Origin of the sequence: Streptomyces inusitatus, assembly GCF_014651115.1 — a bacterium.
GTDB classification, from domain to species: domain Bacteria; phylum Actinomycetota; class Actinomycetes; order Streptomycetales; family Streptomycetaceae; genus Streptomyces; species Streptomyces amakusaensis.
In genome coordinates, this window is record NZ_BMWG01000006.1 from 256,336 (window position 1) to 272,852 (window position 16,517).

A 16,517-nucleotide genomic window follows, 5' to 3' on the forward strand; every position below is an offset into this window, starting at 1 on the left:
CGCCGCGCTGAGTGCACCGTGTCCCGTCCAGGGGGATCCCCCGGGCGGGACGCGGTGTTTTCGCGCCAGTCGTGATGTGAGCCCGCTCAGCCCTTGACCGCGCCGCCCAGGGCGAACCCGTTGCCGAGGCGGCGGGCGATCAGCAGGTAGAGAAGAAGCGCGGGCGTCGAGTAGAGCATCGAGAAGGCGGCCAGCTGCCCGTAGACGACGGTGCCGTGGTTGCCGAAGAAGGTGAAGACGGTGACGGAGGCCGGGAGTTGCTCGGGGGTCAGGAGCAGCATGAAGGGGACGAAGAAGTTTCCCCAGAGCTGGATGAAGGTGTAGACGGTGACGACCGTCAGCCCGGGGCCCATGAGGGGCAGCACCACCCGGAGCAGGGTCTGGGGGCCGGACGCGCCGTCCGTGCGGGCGGCTTCCTCAAGCGCTATGGGGACGGAGTCCATGAAGTTCTTCATGAGCCAGATGGAGAAGGGGAGTTGGGTGGCGGCGAGGAAGAGGGCGGTGCCGTACATGGTGTCGATCAGGTTGACCTGAACGAAGAGGCCGTAGACCGGGACCATGATCGCGGTGATGGGGAGGGAGGTGGTGAAGAGGATGGTGAGGAGGTAGGCGCGGCCCCAGGGAGAGCGGTGGCGGGAGAGGGGGTAGGCGGCGAGGGTCGCGCAGAGGGTGGAGACGAGGGTGGCGCCGCCGCAGAGGAGGAGGCTGTTGAGCAGGGGGGTGAAGGTGATCTCGTCGGTGAGGACGGCGGTGAAGTGGTCGGCGGTGAGCGAGGAGGGGGCGCGGACGCGGGAGTCGGCGGAGGGGTCGACCGAGGCGAGGAGGAGCCAGAGCAGGGGGAGGGCGAAGGCGGCGGCGGTCAGGAGGAGGGCGGCGTCGGCGGCGAGCCGGCCGGTCGAGGGGCGGCGCATCAGACCTCGGCCCTGAGCAGCCGCAGATAGACCACGGAGAAGAGCGCTCCCACGAGCAGGAGGAGCAGGGCCACCGCCGTGCCGTAGCCGATGAGGCTCTTCAGGAAGGCCTGGTCGTACATGAAGACGGGGAGGGTCTCGCTGCGGCCGCCCGGGCCGCCCCGGGTCATCGCCCAGATCAGGCCGAAGACCGACAGGGTCGAGAGGGTGTTCAGCATCAGATTGGTGCCGATCGAGCGGCGGATCATCGGCAGGGTGATGTGCCAGAGCCGGCGCACCGGGCCCGCGCCGTCGACCTTCGCGGCCTCGGCCACATCGCGGTCGACCCCGGCCAGCGCCGCCGAGTAGATCAGCATCGAGAAGGCGGTGCCGCGCCAGACATTGGCGAAGGAGACCGCCAGGATCGGCAGGGTGTACAGCCAGTTCTGGGCGGGCAGCCCCAGCTGGTCCAGCACCGCGTTGAGCGTGCCTTCCCGGCGGAAGAAGGTGTAGAGCAGAAACGCGGCGACGATCTCCGGCACCACCCAGGCCGCGATCACCAGCGCCCCGGTGACGGCGCGCACGGGCCGGGAGGCCGCCCGCATCAGCCCGGCGAGCGCCAGCCCCAGGGTGTTCTGCCCGATCACGGCGGAGACGAAGGTGAAGACCAGGGTGAGCGCGACGGCGTTGCGGAAACCGTCGTCGGCGAAGGCCCGGCGGAAGTTGTCCAGGCCGACGAAACCGGCGCCGGAAGCGCCCGTCAGCCGGGCGTCGGTGAAGGCGATCCAGACGCAGTAGCCGATCGGCCCGGCGAGGAAGAGCAGCAGCAGAGCGGTGGCGGGGGCGATCGGCGCCCAGCGCCGCGACCGCCGGGTCCGGGCGCTCACCCGCCGGTGACCGCGCCGTCGGCGATGGTGCGCAGCCGTTCGTCGTACGCTCGCGCCGCCCCGGCCGCCGAGGCGTCGCCCGTCGTCACCCGCTCCATCGCCTCCCCGATCGCCGAGGACACCTGCGGATAGACGGGGAGCGCGGGCCGGTAGTGCGTGTGGCGGACGAGCCCGGTGAAGAAGCCGACGCCCGGCATCGAGGCCAGATACCCCGGATCGGCCGCCACATCCTCGCGTACCGCGATCTGCGCGCCGACCACGCACCAGCGGGTCGCGTTGGCCCTGGTCTGGAGGGTCTCGACGAACGCGAACGCCAGATCGGGGTTGGCGGCCTTCGCGGGGACCGACCAGGCCCAGCCGCCGGACATCGACACCTTGCCGGGGGGCTGTCCGTACTGGGTGGGCATCGCGGCCCGGCCCAGCGCGCCGCTCCACCCGGGCCAGCGGGCCGCGCCCTCGCGGGACCAGTGCTGGCCCATCCAGGAGCCGTCGAGGGCGATCGCGAGCTTCCCCTTCGGGAGCCACTCGGTGGCGACCCGGGTGGCGATATGCGGATCGAGGGCGTCCGAGGGGTCGGGGCCGAGCTTCTCCGCGTACACCGTGCGGACGAATTCGAGGGCGTCGGTGAAGCCCCGGCCGCCGGTCACCCACTTCCGGGTACGGGGATCGAGCAGCGGATCGGCCCCGGTGCCGTACAGCAGCATCTCGAAGCCCTGCATCACCGCCGCCTCGCCGGGGGCCTTGCCGGTGTAGACATTGAGCGGGATGACGCCGGGGACCTTCCGCTTGACGGTACGGGCCGCGTCCAGCAGCTCGGCCCAGCTCCCCGGCCGCCAGTCGGCGGGCAGCCCCGCCCGCGCGAAGACCGCCTTGTCGAACCAGAGGCCGCGGGTGTCGGTGCCGTCCGGCACCCCGTAGACGCGGCCGTCCGCGCCCCGGACCGAATCCTTGGCGCGCTCGGCGAACCGCCCCCACTCCTTCCACCGCTCCACCCGGTCGTCCAGCGGCTTGAGATGACCGGCCTCGATGTCCGCGCCGAGCCGGAAGGTGTCCTCGTACACCAGATCGGGCGCGGTCCTGGGGGAGCGCATCATCTGCTGGGTCTTGGCGGCGTAGTCGTCGTCCGGGGCCTGGACCGGGACCAGCTTCACCTTCCGGCCCGGGTGCGCCTTCTCGAACTGCCGCTTCATCGCCTCCAGATGGCGGTCCATGAAGCGGTTCGCGTTGTCCGTGGAGCGCTTGTAGACCACCTTGACGGTCTCGGGACCGCCGCTGGAGCCGCTGCCGCAGCCGGTCAGCGCGGCGGTCGCCGCGAGGGTGAACGAGAGGGTGAGCATCAGTGGGGCGGTGGGACGCACGGGCACGACCTCCTCCGAGCCGGACACCGGCTCACTGGGCGGGCTGCCGTGCGACCGTAGGACCGGCCGCCGGGAGGGTCAATCCCCCGCGCGGGGCACGGTCGTACGTCCATCGGCCAGGCGTACGCGCCCCAACTCGACGGCGGAGGTCAGCGGTTGGCGGGAATCCAGCGGTACTGAAGCTCCGGCCGACCGATCTGCCCGTACTGCGGACTCCGCGCCGCCCGGCCCTCGGTGACCAGGTGCTCCAGATAACGGCGGGCGGTGATCCGGGAGATGCCGACCGCCGCCCCCGCCTCCGCCGCCGTGAGCCCGGCCGCCGTGTCCCGCAGCGAGCGGGTCACCGCCTCCAGCGTCGGACCGCTCAGCCCCTTGGGCAGCGCCCCGCCCTGCGGCGCGCGCAGCGCCCCGAGCGCCCGGTCCACCTCGTCCTGGCCGCTGGCCTCGCCCGCCGCCGCGCGGAACTCCGCGTACCGGGCGAGCCGGTCCCGGAGCGTGGCGAAGGTGAACGGCTTCAGGACGTACTGCACCACCCCCAGCGAGACGCCCTCGCGCACGATCGCCAGATCGCGGGCCGAGGTGACGGCGATGACATCCGCCGGATGCCCGGCCGCGCGCAGCGACCGCAGCAGATGCAGCCCGTGGCCGTCGGGGAGATAGAGATCGAGCAGCAGCAGATCGACCCGGGTCCGCTCCAGCACCCGGACCGCCTCGGCGCGGGAGTTGGCGACCCCGGCGACGCGGAAACCGCCGATACGGCTGACATAGAGGGCATGCGCGTCGGCGGCGACGGGGTCGTCCTCGACCACCAGCACTCTGAGGGAGTCGGCGTCGGTGCTCATTCGGGGGCCTTCGCGCTGGTCGGGGTCGGGGTACGAGTGGTCTGGGGGCCGGTGCCGGGAATCGCCGTGTGCAGGGGCAGCCGTATGGTGAACTCCGCGCCGCCGTCCGGGCCCCGGCCCAGCACCACCGTGCCCCGGCTCCGGTGCACCGCCTGCCGGACCAGGGCGAGGCCGAGGCCCCGGCCCGCGCCCCGGGTGGACCAGCCCCGGCTGAACACCGTCTCGGCCCGCTCCGGATCGACGCCCGCGCCCGTGTCGTGGACCCGGATCAGCAGCTCGTCCCGGTCGGCGCGGGCGGTGACGGTGACCCGCCCCCGCGCGGGGACGCCGCCCCGGGGGCCCGGGACGGCGGTGTCGCGCGCCGTCGCGTCCACCGCGTTGTCGATGAGATTGCCGAGGATCGTCACCAGGTCCCGGGCCGGCAGCGAGGGGGGAAGCACCCCGTCGTCGATCCTGCTGTCCTCCGCGAGCACCAGCTCCACCCCCCGCTCATTGGCCTGCGCCGCCTTCCCCAGCAGCAGCGCCGCCAGCACCGGTTCGCCGACCGCGCCGACGACCCGGTCGGTCAGCACCTGGGCCAGCTCCAGCTCCGCCGTGGCGAAGTCGACGGCCTCGTCGGTACGGCCCAGCTCGATCAGCGAGACCACGGTGTGCAGCCGGTTCGCCGCCTCGTGGGCCTGGGAGCGCAGCGCCTCGCTGAACTTGCGCTCCGAGTCCAGCTCCCCGGAGAGCGACTGGAGTTCGGTGTGGTCGCGCAGGGTCACCACCGTGCCCCGGTGCTCGCCGCCGACCACCGGGCTGGTGTTGACGACGACGACCCGGTCGGCGGTCAGATGCACCTCGTCCACCCGGGGCTCGGAGGCCAGCAGCGCCCCGGTCAGCGGCGCGGGCAGCCCGAGATCGGCCACCGGGCGGCCGACGGCCGCGCCGTCCAGGCCCAGCAGCTCCCGCGCGCCGTCGTTGACCAGCGCGATCCTGCGCCGCCCGTCGAGCATCAGCAGCCCCTCACGCACCGCGTGCAGCGCGGCCTCGTGGTAGTCGTGCATCCGGCTCAGCTCGGTCGCGTTCATCCCGTGGGTGTGCCGCCGCAGCCGGGCGTTGATCACATAGGTGCCCGCGCCGCCGAGCGCCAGCGCCCCGCCCGCCACCGCGAGCAGCGCGGCGACCTGCTTGCGCATCTGCTCGCTGATCCGCTGGATGGTGATGCCCGCGCTGACCAGGCCGACCACCTCGCCGTCGGAGTAGACCGGGACCACCGTGCGGATGGAGGGGCCGAGCACCCCGAGGTGCTTCTCGCTGTAGGTCTCGCCGCGCAGCGCCTGCTCGGTGTGGCCCAGATACGCGCGGCCGATCTCCTCGGTCTCGGGGTGGGTCCAGCGGGTGCCGTCCGGGGCCATCACCACGACGAAGTTGACGCCCGCGGCGCGGCGCAGCCCCTCCGCGTACGGCTGGAGCGCCCGGGAGGGGTCGGCGGAGCCGGCCGCGGCGATCACCGAGGGGGAGCGGGCGACGGCGGTCGCGGTCGCGATGGTCTGGAGCCGGGCGGTCTCCTCGGCCTGGGAGCGGTCGGTGAGATAGGCGAAGAGGGCGCAGCCCGCCACCACCGCGGCGACCAGGACGACCTGCATCGCGAAGAGCTGTCCCGCGAGGCTGCGGGGGCGGGGTATGCGCATGGCTGACAGTCTGCCTGTCGCGTTTCGTATGAACGAAACGCACGTAAGGGTGACCGGGGTCACAAACGTGATGGATAGTCGCGGAACTCCATACGGGACATGGACCGGTTTTCACTTTTTGGTTTGAAGGAGGGACCCCGTGGCTGCTGAGGCAGGCAGAAGGGACCGTACGCACTATCTGTACATCGCCGTCATCGCGGCGGTGGTGCTCGGCATCACCGTGGGCTTCGTGGCACCGGGAGTCGCCGTCGAGCTGAAGCCCATCGGCACGGGGTTCGTCAATCTGATCAAGATGATGATCTCGCCGGTCATCTTCTGCACGATCGTGCTGGGCATCGGATCGGTGCGCAAGGCCGCGAAGGTCGGCGCGGTCGGCGGACTGGCGCTGGGCTACTTCCTGGTGATGTCGACGGTCGCGCTCGCGATCGGTCTGCTGGTCGGCAACTTCGTGGAGCCGGGTTCCGGTCTCCAGATCACCGAGGCCACCCGGGAGGCGGGCGGCAAGGCCGCCGAGGGCGCGGGCGGCGAGTCCACCGTGGACTTCCTGCTGGGGATCATCCCCACCACCATGGTCTCCGCCTTCACCGGCGGTGAGGTGCTCCAGACCCTGCTGGTCGCGCTGATGGCCGGATTCGCCCTTCAGGCGATGGGCGCGGCGGGGGAGCCGATCCTGCGCGGCATCGGGCACATCCAGCGGCTGGTCTTCCGTGTGCTGGCGATGATCATGTGGGTGGCTCCGATCGGCGCGTTCGGCGCGATCGCGGCCGTGGTGGGCGAGACCGGCATCGACGCCCTGAAGTCGCTCGCGGTCATCATGATCGGCTTCTATGTCACCTGCGCGCTCTTCGTGTTCGTGGTGCTGGGCGCGCTGCTGAAGCTGGTCGCCGGGGTCAATCTGATCGCGCTGCTGAAGTATCTGGGCCGTGAGTTCCTGCTGATCCTCTCCACCTCCTCGTCGGAGTCGGCGCTGCCGAGGCTCATCGCGAAGATGGAGCACATGGGTGTCAGCAAGCCGGTGGTGGGCATCACCGTTCCGACGGGGTACTCGTTCAACCTCGACGGCACCGCGATCTATCTGACGATGGCCTCGCTCTTCATCGCCAACGCGATGGGCGACCCGCTGAGCGCGTCCGAGCAGATCTCGCTGCTGATCTTCATGATCATCGCCTCCAAGGGCGCGGCGGGCGTCACGGGCGCCGGTCTGGCGACGCTCGCGGGCGGTCTTCAGTCGCACCGCCCCGAACTGGTCGACGGCGTCGGTCTGATCGTCGGCATCGACCGCTTCATGAGCGAGGCGCGGGCGCTGACCAACTTCGCGGGCAACGCGGTGGCGACCGTGCTGGTCGGCACCTGGACCAAGGAGATCGACAAGGCGCGGGTGGAGGAGGTCCTCGCCGGGCGGCTGCCGTTCGATGAGAAGACCCTGCTGGACGACGGGCACGGCGGGCCCGCCCCCGAGGCCCCGGACGCCGCCGCCGAGTCCGCGGCCGTGCCCTCGCAGCGCACGGAGACGGACACGGACACGGACGCGAAGGCCAGGGTCTGACACCTGGGCACCCGCGACGCCGGGACACCCGCGCCTCCCTCCCCTTCCCCCACTGGGGAGGGCGGGCGCGGGATTCCGCGTTTCCGGGGCCTTCGCGCCGCACCCCTTGGTCTTCGTGCCGCACCCCTTGACCCCCTTGACCTCAAGTCCGCTTGAGTTTCTACGGTCGTCCCATGAAGACCTACACGGAAGAGCAGTTGGCCACCCAGCCCATCGGCTACTGGAGCGGCGAGGCCTACCGCACGATCGTCGCCCGCATCCGCGCCGGGCTGGCCGAGGAGCGGCTCACCCAGCCGCACTGGTGGATCCTCAACCAGGCCGCCGCCCGCCCCGGCCACTGGGAGCGCGGACCGCTCGCCGACTGGCTGGTCACCTTCGACGACCAGGACACCGACTTCGGCGGAGTCTTCGACGATCTCGTGGACAGGGGCTGGCTCTCCGAGCCCGCGGAAGGCAGGCTGACCCTGACGGAGGCGGGAGCCGCCGGCCGCGCCCGGGCCGCCGTCCGGACGGCCGAGGCCACCCGGCAGATCCACGAGGGCATCAGCACCGAGGAGTACACCGCCGCGCTCAATGTGCTGCGCCGGATGATCGACAATCTGGGCGGCCGGAGCGATCTCCCCTGAGGAGCCAGGAGCTTGACACTTACCTTTTGGTAAGTACCTGACTTTTTAGTAGGTACTTGTGGCAACGGGTGCGCCGGGAAACGATGTTGGACATGGCAACGACCTCTGAGAAGACCTCTGTCACCGTTATCGGCCTCGGCGCGATGGGCAGCGCCCTGGCGGGCGCCTTCCTCACGGCGGGCCACCCCACCACCGTCTGGAACCGCACCCCGGGGAAGGGCGACGACCTGGCCGCCCGGGGCGCGACCGTCGCCGCCACCGCCGAGGAGGCCGTGCGCGCCGGCGAACTGGTCGTCGTCTGCGTCTTCGACTACGACGCCTCGGAGTCGGTCCTCGCCCCGCTCACCGACGCCCTCCAGGGCCGGGTCCTGGTCAATGTCACCTCCGACCTGCCGGAGCGCGCCCGTACCGCCGCCGCCTGGGCCGCGGAGCACTCGATCGCCTATCTCGACGGCGCGGTGATGGTCCCGACCCACGCCATCGGGGCCCCCGACTCGCTGCTCTTCTACGCGGGCTCCCGCGAGTCCTTCGAGCGGCACGAGTCCGCCCTGAAGGTGCTCGGCGGAAAGTCCGCCTACGTCGGCGAGGACGCGGGCCTGGCCGCCGTCTACGACCTGTCCCTGCTGGACTACTTCTACGGCGCGATCTCCGGCCTGGTGCACGGGCTCTCGCTGGCCGCGTCCGAGGGAGTGAAGGCCTCCGACGTCGCCCCGTACATGGGCACCATCACCCAGATCCTGCCGTGGGTGGTGGACGGCTCGGCCGCCAACATCGACGCGGGCGCCTACCCGGGCGCGCAGGCCAACCTCGGGGTGATGGCCGTCTCCGTCGACCACATCCTCCACACGGCGAAGGCCCGGGGGCTGGACGTGGCCCAGCTCGCGGGCATCAAGAAGATGACCGACCGGGCGATCGCGCTGGGCCACGCGGCCGATGACTGGTCCAGCACGCACGAGGCGCTCGTCAACCCCTGACCCCGCGCCCTTCCTTTCCTCCCTCCTTGCTCCTTGCCTTGACGCCGACGTCAAGGATTACGGTCGGCGGCATGCGAATCGGCGAGCTGGCGCGACGGGCCGGGACCACCACCCGGACCCTGCGCTACTACGAGGCACGCGGGCTGCTGCCCGCGCGGCGCGCGGTGAACGGCTACCGCGACTACGACGACGGCGATCTCCTGCTGGTCCAGCAGATCCGGACCCTGCGCGACTTCGGGTTCGAGCTGGAGGAGACCCGTCCGTTCGTGGAGTGTCTGCGCGCGGGCCATCCCGCGGGCGACTCCTGCCCCGCCTCGCTCGCCGTCTACCGGGCCAAGGTCGCCGAACTGGACGCGCTCATCGAGCGGCTCCGGTCCGTCCGCGCCCAGGTGGGAACGGAACTCGCCCGGGCCGAGGCGGAGTTCGCCGCCGGTCCGGTGCCACGGTGCCAATTCGGAGGGACGGAATGATGATCAAGACGGACGGGATCGCCGGAGTGACGGACACGGACTTCGGTACGGAGGTGCTGGGCGCGCCGCTCCCGGTGCTGGTCCAGTTCACCGCCGACTGGTGCGGACCCTGCCGCCAGTTGGCCCCGGTCCTCGGCGCGGTCGCCCGCGAGGAGGCCGGCCGGCTCAAGGTGGTCCAGCTCGACGTGGACGCCAACCCGGAGACGACGGTGCGGTACGGGGTGCTGTCGACGCCCACCCTGATGGTGTTCCGCGCGGGGGAGCCGGTGGCCTCGATGGTCGGTGCCCGGCCCCGGCGCAGACTGCTCCAGGAGCTGGACTCGGCGCTCAGCCGCTGAGCCCCGCGGTCCCGGTCCCGGTCCCGGTCCCGGTCCCGCTCCCCGTGGTCTCCGGGGCGCGCTCGAAGAGGCTGGGCACCGGGAAGTACGCCTCCAGGAAGGGTTCGAGCAGCTGCCGCTGCCCCTCCACCTCGTCGTCGGTGGAGATGGTGTCGTTGACGCAGAACGCCTGCCGGTTGCGGCGCGCCAGGAGCTGACCCAGCCGCCGGGCGGTGTCCGGGTGGGCCAGGTCGACATAGGCGTAACTGACCTGGCCCGGGACCGCCCGGGAGGTCTGGTAGGCGTAGTAGTGGTGGAAGGACGAGGCGATCGACAGATCGTCCAGGCTGCGGAAGCGGGCCGCCGCCGTGGCCCGGTGGCGGTCGGCGAAGACGGTCTCTATCTCCGCCAGCACACTGCGCCGCAGGGCGTAGGGGATGTGCTTCATCTTGTGCGTGATCACGGTCTGGAAGCGGGAGTCGAGCACCGTCCGGTTGTTCTTCCCGGCGGCGGAGACCGGCACGTCCTGATCGCCCGGGTCGCCCATGGGGATCAGCGCGGGGGAGGGGAAGAACTTGGTCAGCCCGTTCGCGTGGAAGAAGTCCTGCGGGGTGACCGGGCGGCCCAGGAACATGTCGTCGTTGAAGTAGAGGAAGTGTTCCGACAGGCCCTCGATGTGGTGGAGCTGGCTCTCGATCGCGTGCGAGTTGAAGGTCGGCAGCACACCGGGGTCGGTGAAGATCTCCTTGTGGCTCACCACCGTGAGACCCTCCATCGAGGTGTCCAGCCAGGACGGCGTCTGATCGTCGGTGACCAGGAAGATCCGGCGCACCCAGGGCGCGTTCTGCCGCAGTGAGCGCAGCGAGTAGCGCAGCTCGTCACGGCTGGCGAACCGGGCGGTGTTCGCCGCCTCCTCGTGGTACGGGCGGCCCTGGGCCAGCTCTCTCCGGCGCAGCCACTCGGGGTCCTGCCCGTCGACCCAGGTGTAGACGACATCGATGGGGAAGCGGATGTCGTCGGGCCGGGGCGAGGCGAACTCCCGGCGGGTGCGCACGAGCGGGAGTGCCGCGCCGGGCGCGGCGAGCCGGGTGAAGAGCGCCCCGGACTCCCAGACCGGGGCGTCCGCGACCGGCACCTCGTCGGCCACCGGCTGGGGCCGGGGTGCGCGGAGGCGGCCCTCCTCCTCGGTCCAGAACTCGATGTCGCAGCCGTACTTGGGGCCGAGTGTCAGCCGTCCCGTCGGATCGCTGCGGTACCAGGTCATCCGGATCACCCCGGCCGTCGCCAGCCGCCGCCAGGTGGCGGGGGCGAACCCCGGTGCGGACTCGCGCGGGGTCGCCGTGCGGCCGTCCATGGCGGAGACATAGCCGGGCAGCCGCTCGCAGAGCCCGGCCAGCGCCGTGCAGGTCCGCGCGCGCTCCTTCGCGGGTACGGCGATCACCGCCGAGTCATTGCGCCGCCCCCGTACCCAGAAGTAGTCCACCCCCGCGCCGTCCAGCGCCTCGCAGACCGCCGCCGCGTTGTCGTTGCGTGCCTGGAGAGGGGTGAGGCCCGCACCGGTGAGCAGCACCTTCGGCACTCCGCGCACCCTGCCGACGCGCCGGCCCGCGCCGAGCAGCGGACGCGGGTGCCGCCGTATCTCCCGCTCGGCGCGGGCGGTGCTCAGCCCGGGGCCGACGCTCGGCCAGACGGAGAGGAGCTGCTTGGTCTGCGAGCGGACCTCCCGGGAGACCACGCGCGCCACTCCCCGGCGCACCCGCACCGGCAGGGCCCGGCGATATGCCGTGACCGGCCAGGACGATTCGGGATTGCTCCGGGCGAGCCGCTCCGCGGTGCGAACGGTCTTCGGCACCGCCCCGGCTCCCGGTGCTGGCTGCTCTTTGTGGCGCATACGACCTCTTCGGGATGGAAGTGTTCATAGCGGGGCCTTCTGTGGCACCGCGTCGCACCTTTGATGCCCGGCGGCCCGGAATGGTTGTAGAGCGGTTTCGCGCTCCGTGGGGCCGGGGCCTGTGCGGCGGGTCGCCGGGGCGTGGGTGAAGCCCTTCGGGTCGCCGCTGTCAACACGGGCTTCCCTCAAGCGAGTTGGCGGGCCAAGAGTGTCGCTGGGCCGGTGCGCGGGGGAGTGACCGGCGGCTCCCGGGGCCCGCCGCCGCGAGCGGTTATCACCGCGTGACGGCCTCGCCGGTGCGGGTGCGGGCCCGCCGGGCCTGGCCGTCGAAGTGCCCGTATGAGGGCATGAAAATAGCCCCACCGAATTGACGGAAGGGCCTGCGCTCTGAGTATATTTGACGTTTCCATGTCTGCCTGAATAAAGAACATGGAAACACTCACTGGTTACACCATAACGCTTCTGGAGCTGAATTGTCAACCGTGGAATTGCAGGGCGAACAGCGATTCGTCTCCCTTCTCTATCAGCGCCTCGACGCGCTCCGCGAGCGGGCCGAGAACGCCGTGCGCACCACGGCCGCGCGGACCGGCACCGGCCGCCAGGCCCGGGTGGAGCGGGATGTGAGCATGGCCGAGTACGCCGGACACCTCACCGCGCTCAACGCGGTCGACTCCGGACTCTGCTTCGGCCGGCTCGACATGCGCGACGGGGCCCGCCACCACATCGGCCGCATCGGAATCCGGGAGGACGACGCGGAGCGGACCCCTCTGCTCGTCGACTGGCGGGCGCCCGTCGCCCGCCCCTTCTACCTCGCCACCGGATACGAGCCGATGGGGCTGCGCCGACGCCGTCACATCACCACCGAGGGGCGCACCGTCACCGCGCTCCACGACGAGATCCTCGATCTCGGCGACGCCACCCGCACCGGGCACGAGGACCCCGGCGGCGACGCCGTCCTCCTCGCCGCGCTCGGGGCGGCCCGCACCGGGCGGATGGCCGACATCGTCCAGACCATCCAGGCCGAGCAGGACCGCGTCATCCGCGCCCCGCGCCACGGCGTCCTCGTCGTCGAGGGCGGCCCGGGCACCGGCAAGACCGCCGTCGCGCTGCACCGCGCCGCGTACCTCCTCTACGCGCACCGGGAGCAGCTCGCCCGGCGCGCCGTCCTCATCGTCGGCCCCAACCCCGCCTTCCTCGGCTACATCGGCGAGGTGCTGCCCTCGCTCGGCGAGACCGGTGTGCTGCTCGCCACCATGGCCGAGCTGTTCCCCGGCGTACGGGCCACCGGCACGGACACCCCGGCCGCCGCCGAGGTGAAGGGCCGCGCCGCCATGGCCGAGGTGCTCGCCCGCGCCCTCGCCGACCGGCAGACCCTCCCGGAGACCGTGCCCGACCTCGACTTCGAGGACACCGGGACGGTGCCCGAAGCCGCCCTGGAGATCGACCACGAGCAGTACGGCACCCTTCTGCTGCACCGCGAGATGGCGTACGAGGCCCGCGACCGCGCCCGGTCCACCGGGCTGCCGCACAATCTCGCCCGCCCCCACTTCGCCTTCCGGATCATCGACGCCCTCACCCGGCAGCTCGCCGACCGCATCGGCGCGGACCCCTACGGCGGTCCCAACCTGCTGGGCCCCGACGATCTCGCCCAGCTCGGCAAGGAGATCGCCACCAGCGCCGACGTCCATGCCGCCATCGAGGAGCTGTGGCCCGTCCTCACCCCCGAACAGCTCGTCGCGGGGCTGCTCGCCGAGCCGGAGCGGCAGCTTCCGGAGCGGGACGCGGCGCTGATCCGCCGTGCCTCCGGCGAGTGGACCACCGCCGACGTCCCCCTTCTGGACGAGGCCGCCGAACTCCTCGGCACGGACGACAGCGCCGAGCGCGCCGCCGCCGAGGCCGAACGCCAGGAGCGGATCGCCTACGCGCAGGGCGTCCTCGATCTCTCCGAGGGCTCCCAGACCTATGAGTTCGAGGACGAGGAGTCCGAGCTGCTCGCCGCGCACGACGTCATCGACGCCGAGCGGATGGCCGAACGCCACGACGAGGCCGACCACCGCACCGCCGCCGAACGGGCCGCCGCCGACCGCACCTGGGCCTTCGGGCACATCATCGTGGACGAGGCGCAGGAGCTGTCCGCGATGGCGTGGCGGCTGCTGATGCGCCGCTGCCCGACCCGGTCGATGACCCTGGTCGGCGACCCGGCCCAGACCGGGGACGCCGCCGGGCTCGGCTCCTGGGAGAAGATCCTCCAGCCGTACGTCGGCGACCGCTGGCGGCTCGCCAGACTCGGCGTCAACTACCGCACCCCCGCCGAGATCATGGAGCTGGCCGCCGCCGTGCTCCGGGCGAACCGGCCCGGCTTCGAGCCGCCGCGCTCGGTCCGCTCCACCGGCGTCCCGCCCCGCGCCGAGCGCGCCGAGCCGGCCGCCCGGCTCGCCGAGACGGTGCTCGCGGCCGTCGCCCGCGAGCGCTCCGACGACGCCCGCCTCGCGGTCATCGCCCCGGCCGGGCTGCACGGCGGACTGGCCGCCCTCCAGGGCCCCGTCGACCTCACCCGCGATGTCGTCCTGCTCGAACCCCGGCAGGCCAAGGGCCTGGAGTTCGACTCCGTCATCGTGGTCGAACCCGCGCTCTTCGGAGCCAGCGACCTCTATGTGGCGCTGACCCGCGCCACCCAGCGGCTGACCGTCGTCCACACCGGCGAACTACCCGAAGCGCTCAGGCCCTGAGCGGCGCTCACACCGGCCGCAGCCACACCGTCGCCAGCGGCGGCAGCGTCAGCCGTACCGAGGTGCCCTGGCCGTGGCTCGCCACCGGCTCCGACTTCAGCGGATCCGCGCCGCCGCCCACCCCGCCGCCGCCGTACCGCGCCGCGTCGGTGTTCAGGATCTCCTCCCAGCAGGCCGGGGAGCCCGGCACACCCAGCCGGTAATCCTCGCGGACCACCGGCGAGAAATTGCTCACCGACAGCACCGGCGCGCCAAAGGCGTCGAAGCGCAGAAAGGCGAAGACATTGTCGTCGGCGGCGTCGCCCGCCACCCAGGAGAAACCCTCGGGGACGCAGTCGCGCTGCCAGAGCGCCGGAGTCGCCCCGTACACCGCGTTGAGATCGCGGACCAGCAGCCGGACGCCCCGGTGGTCCGGCTCCGCCGCGTAGGACGGATCCAGCAGCCACCAGTCCGGGCCGTGCCCCTCCGACCACTCCGCCCCCTGGGCGAACTCCTGCCCCATGAAGAGCAGTTGTTTGCCCGGATGAGCCCACATGAAGCCCAGATACGCCCGGTGATTGGCGCGCCGCTGCCACCAGTCGCCGGGCATCTTGCTCACCAGCGACCGCTTTCCGTGCACCACCTCGTCGTGCGAGATCGGCAGCAGATAGTTCTCGCTGTACGCGTACACCATCGAGAAGGTCATCTCGTGGTGGTGGAATCTGCGGTGCACCGGCTCGTGCGCCGCGTACCCCAGCGAATCGTGCATCCACCCCATGTTCCACTTCAGCCCGAACCCCAGACCGCCGAAGCCGCCGGGCCCCACATGGTGGGTGGCCCGGGTGACCCCGTCCCAGGCGGTGGACTCCTCGGCGATCGTCACCACGCCCGGACAGCGCCGGTAGACCGTGGCGTTCATCTCCTGGAGGAAGGCCACCGCGTCCAGATTCTCCCGGCCGCCGTGCTCATTGGGCGTCCAGCCGCCCTCCTCGCGCGAGTAGTCCAGATAGAGCATCGAGGCGACGGCGTCCACCCGCAGCCCGTCGATGTGGAACTGCTCGCACCAGTAGACGGCGTTGGCCACCAGGAAATTGCGCACCTCCGCGCGGCCGTAGTCGAACTCCAGCGTGCCCCAGTCGGGATGGTCGGCCCGGGAGGGGTCCTCCGGCTCGTACAGCGGACGGCCGTCGAAGCGGGCGAGCGCCCAGTCGTCGCGCGGGAAGTGGGCCGGCACCCAGTCCATGATCACGCCGATGCCCGCCCGGTGCAGCGCGTCGACCAGATGGCGGAAGTCGTCCGGGGTGCCCATCCGCGAGGTGGGCGCGTAGAAGCCGGTCACCTGGTACCCCCAGGAGCCGCCGAACGGATGCTCGGTGACCGGCATCAGCTCCACATGGGTGAAGCCCAGATCCTTCACGTACGAGGGGAGCTGCCGGGCCAGCTCCCGATAGCCCAGCCCCGGCCGCCAGGAGGCCAGATGCACCTCGTACACCGAGAAGGGCGACTCGTGGACGGGGAGATCGCCCCGGTGCGCCATCCACTCCTGATCCCGCCACACATGGTGCGACTCGGTCACCACGGAGGCGGTCGCGGGCGGCACCTCCGTGCGGCGCGCCATCGGGTCCGCGCGCAGGGTGTGCGAGCCGTCCGGGCGCATGATCTGGAACTTGTAGAGCGTGCCGTCCCCGATCCCCGGCACGAACAGCTCCCACACCCCCGAGGAGCCCAGCGACCGCATGGGGAAGCCGGTGCCGTCCCAGTAGGTGAAGTCGCCGGTGACGCGCACCCCGAGCGCGTTGGGGGCCCACACGGTGAACCGGGTGCCCGCCACGCCCTGATGGGTCATCGGGTGCGCGCCCAGCGCCCGCCACAGCTCCTCGTGGCGGCCCTCGCCGATCAGATGCAGATCGAGTTCGCCGAGGGCGGGCAGGAAGCGGTACGGGTCGTGCGCCTCGGCCCCCGGCGCGTCCTCGCCCTCCTCGCCCTCCTCGCCGTAGGCCACGAGCAGCCGGTACCCGGGGTCGGTCCCCGGCGGCAGCACCCCGGAGAAGAGCCCGTCGCCCTCGTCGCACAGCTTCACCCGGGCCCCGTCCGGGACCCCGTCCGCGACCACGGTCACGGCCCGGGCGCTGGGGCGCAGCACCCGTACCGCCAGGCCGCCGGGCTCGGGGTGCGCGCCGAGGAGGGAGTGGGGGTCGTGGTGGCCCCCGCTCAGCAGCCGGTGCCGCTCGCCCGGGTCGAGCGGCCGGGCCGGGCGCGGCTCCGGGCGCGGCTCCCGGCCGCCGCCGGAGCGGGGCCGGGGCCTGGGCCGCCGGGCGGCGGTGGAGGGGGCGGG

The 16,517-nt window shown here is 72.0% G+C and carries 13 protein-coding genes; 6 read left to right on the forward strand and 7 right to left on the reverse strand.

What is annotated here, in order from left to right; all coding sequences use genetic code 11:
* Positions 1 to 86: 86 nt before the first annotated feature.
* The 5 genes from IE247_RS13755 to IE247_RS13775 form a co-directional block, all read right to left on the reverse strand.
* On the reverse strand, positions 87 to 911 hold the full coding sequence (locus IE247_RS13755) for a carbohydrate ABC transporter permease (RefSeq protein ID WP_190123341.1): 825 nt from the start codon (positions 909 to 911) through the stop codon (positions 87 to 89).
* On the reverse strand, positions 911 to 1,777 hold the full coding sequence (locus IE247_RS13760) for a carbohydrate ABC transporter permease (protein ID WP_190123342.1): 867 nt from the start codon (positions 1,775 to 1,777) through the stop codon (positions 911 to 913). The genes IE247_RS13755 and IE247_RS13760 overlap by 1 nt, the downstream gene beginning before the upstream one ends.
* Complete coding sequence (locus tag IE247_RS13765; RefSeq protein WP_229869099.1) at positions 1,774 to 3,135, reverse strand: extracellular solute-binding protein; 1,362 nt, start codon at positions 3,133 to 3,135, stop codon at positions 1,774 to 1,776. Before IE247_RS13765 ends, IE247_RS13760 begins: the two co-directional genes overlap by 4 nt.
* Positions 3,136 to 3,284: 149 nt before the next feature.
* The gene (locus tag IE247_RS13770; RefSeq protein WP_190123343.1) at positions 3,285 to 3,977 is read right to left on the reverse strand and encodes a response regulator; all 693 of its coding nucleotides are present in this window, start codon (positions 3,975 to 3,977) and stop codon (positions 3,285 to 3,287) included.
* On the reverse strand, positions 3,974 to 5,650 hold the full coding sequence (locus tag IE247_RS13775; RefSeq protein ID WP_190123344.1) for a sensor histidine kinase: 1,677 nt from the start codon (positions 5,648 to 5,650) through the stop codon (positions 3,974 to 3,976). Before IE247_RS13775 ends, IE247_RS13770 begins: the two co-directional genes overlap by 4 nt.
* A 139-nt stretch (positions 5,651 to 5,789) precedes the next feature.
* On the opposite strand from IE247_RS13775, the gene IE247_RS13780 reads away from it, so the two are divergent.
* The 5 genes from IE247_RS13780 (at position 5,790) to IE247_RS13800 (ending at position 9,604) form a co-directional block, all read left to right on the forward strand.
* Entirely contained in the window at positions 5,790 to 7,196 is a 1,407-nt protein-coding gene (locus IE247_RS13780; RefSeq protein ID WP_190123345.1) for a cation:dicarboxylate symporter family transporter, read from the forward strand.
* A gap of 173 nt (positions 7,197 to 7,369) precedes the next feature.
* Positions 7,370 to 7,822, forward strand: a complete 453-nt coding sequence (locus IE247_RS13785; RefSeq protein WP_190123346.1) for a MarR family transcriptional regulator — start codon at positions 7,370 to 7,372, stop codon at positions 7,820 to 7,822.
* A gap of 83 nt (positions 7,823 to 7,905) precedes the next feature.
* Complete coding sequence (locus IE247_RS13790; RefSeq protein WP_444545282.1) at positions 7,906 to 8,796, forward strand: NAD(P)-dependent oxidoreductase; 891 nt, start codon at positions 7,906 to 7,908, stop codon at positions 8,794 to 8,796.
* A 71-nt stretch (positions 8,797 to 8,867) separates the two neighbouring features.
* Positions 8,868 to 9,266 carry a MerR family transcriptional regulator gene (locus IE247_RS13795; protein ID WP_190123348.1) on the forward strand — a complete coding sequence of 133 codons (399 nt, stop codon included), beginning with the start codon at positions 8,868 to 8,870 and terminating at the stop codon, positions 9,264 to 9,266.
* Positions 9,266 to 9,604 (forward strand): thioredoxin family protein, encoded by a 339-nt coding sequence (locus IE247_RS13800; RefSeq protein ID WP_308433228.1) that lies wholly within the window; start codon positions 9,266 to 9,268, stop codon positions 9,602 to 9,604. Before IE247_RS13795 ends, IE247_RS13800 begins: the two co-directional genes overlap by 1 nt.
* On the opposite strand, the gene IE247_RS13805 is transcribed toward IE247_RS13800, so the two are convergent.
* Positions 9,594 to 11,474, reverse strand: coding sequence for a stealth family protein (locus IE247_RS13805; RefSeq protein WP_190123349.1), 1,881 nt, complete (start codon positions 11,472 to 11,474; stop codon positions 9,594 to 9,596). The genes IE247_RS13800 and IE247_RS13805 overlap by 11 nt on opposite strands.
* 488 nt (positions 11,475 to 11,962) lie before the next feature.
* Between IE247_RS13805 and IE247_RS13810 the strand changes: the two genes are divergently transcribed.
* Complete coding sequence (locus IE247_RS13810) at positions 11,963 to 14,203, forward strand: HelD family protein (protein ID WP_190123389.1); 2,241 nt, start codon at positions 11,963 to 11,965, stop codon at positions 14,201 to 14,203.
* 7 nt (positions 14,204 to 14,210) lie between these two features.
* Here IE247_RS13810 and glgB read toward each other — a convergent pair whose 3' ends face one another.
* Positions 14,211 to 16,400 (reverse strand): 1,4-alpha-glucan branching enzyme, encoded by a 2,190-nt coding sequence (gene glgB, locus IE247_RS13815; protein ID WP_373305555.1) that lies wholly within the window; start codon positions 16,398 to 16,400, stop codon positions 14,211 to 14,213.
* Positions 16,401 to 16,517: the final 117 nt, after the last annotated feature.

Coding starts and splice junctions, on each gene's coding strand:
- IE247_RS13755 (WP_190123341.1), bottom strand. CDS start 911: ATGCGCCGCCCCTCGACCGGCCGGCTCGCCGCCGACGCCGCCCTCCTC.
- IE247_RS13770 (WP_190123343.1), bottom strand. CDS start 3,977: ATGAGCACCGACGCCGACTCCCTCAGAGTGCTGGTGGTCGAGGACGAC.
- IE247_RS13775 (WP_190123344.1), bottom strand. CDS start 5,650: ATGCGCATACCCCGCCCCCGCAGCCTCGCGGGACAGCTCTTCGCGATG.
- IE247_RS13785 (WP_190123346.1), top strand. CDS start 7,370: ATGAAGACCTACACGGAAGAGCAGTTGGCCACCCAGCCCATCGGCTAC.
- IE247_RS13790 (WP_444545282.1), top strand. CDS start 7,906: ATGTTGGACATGGCAACGACCTCTGAGAAGACCTCTGTCACCGTTATC.
- IE247_RS13795 (WP_190123348.1), top strand. CDS start 8,868: ATGCGAATCGGCGAGCTGGCGCGACGGGCCGGGACCACCACCCGGACC.
- IE247_RS13800 (WP_308433228.1), top strand. CDS start 9,266: ATGATCAAGACGGACGGGATCGCCGGAGTGACGGACACGGACTTCGGT.
- IE247_RS13805 (WP_190123349.1), bottom strand. CDS start 11,474: ATGCGCCACAAAGAGCAGCCAGCACCGGGAGCCGGGGCGGTGCCGAAG.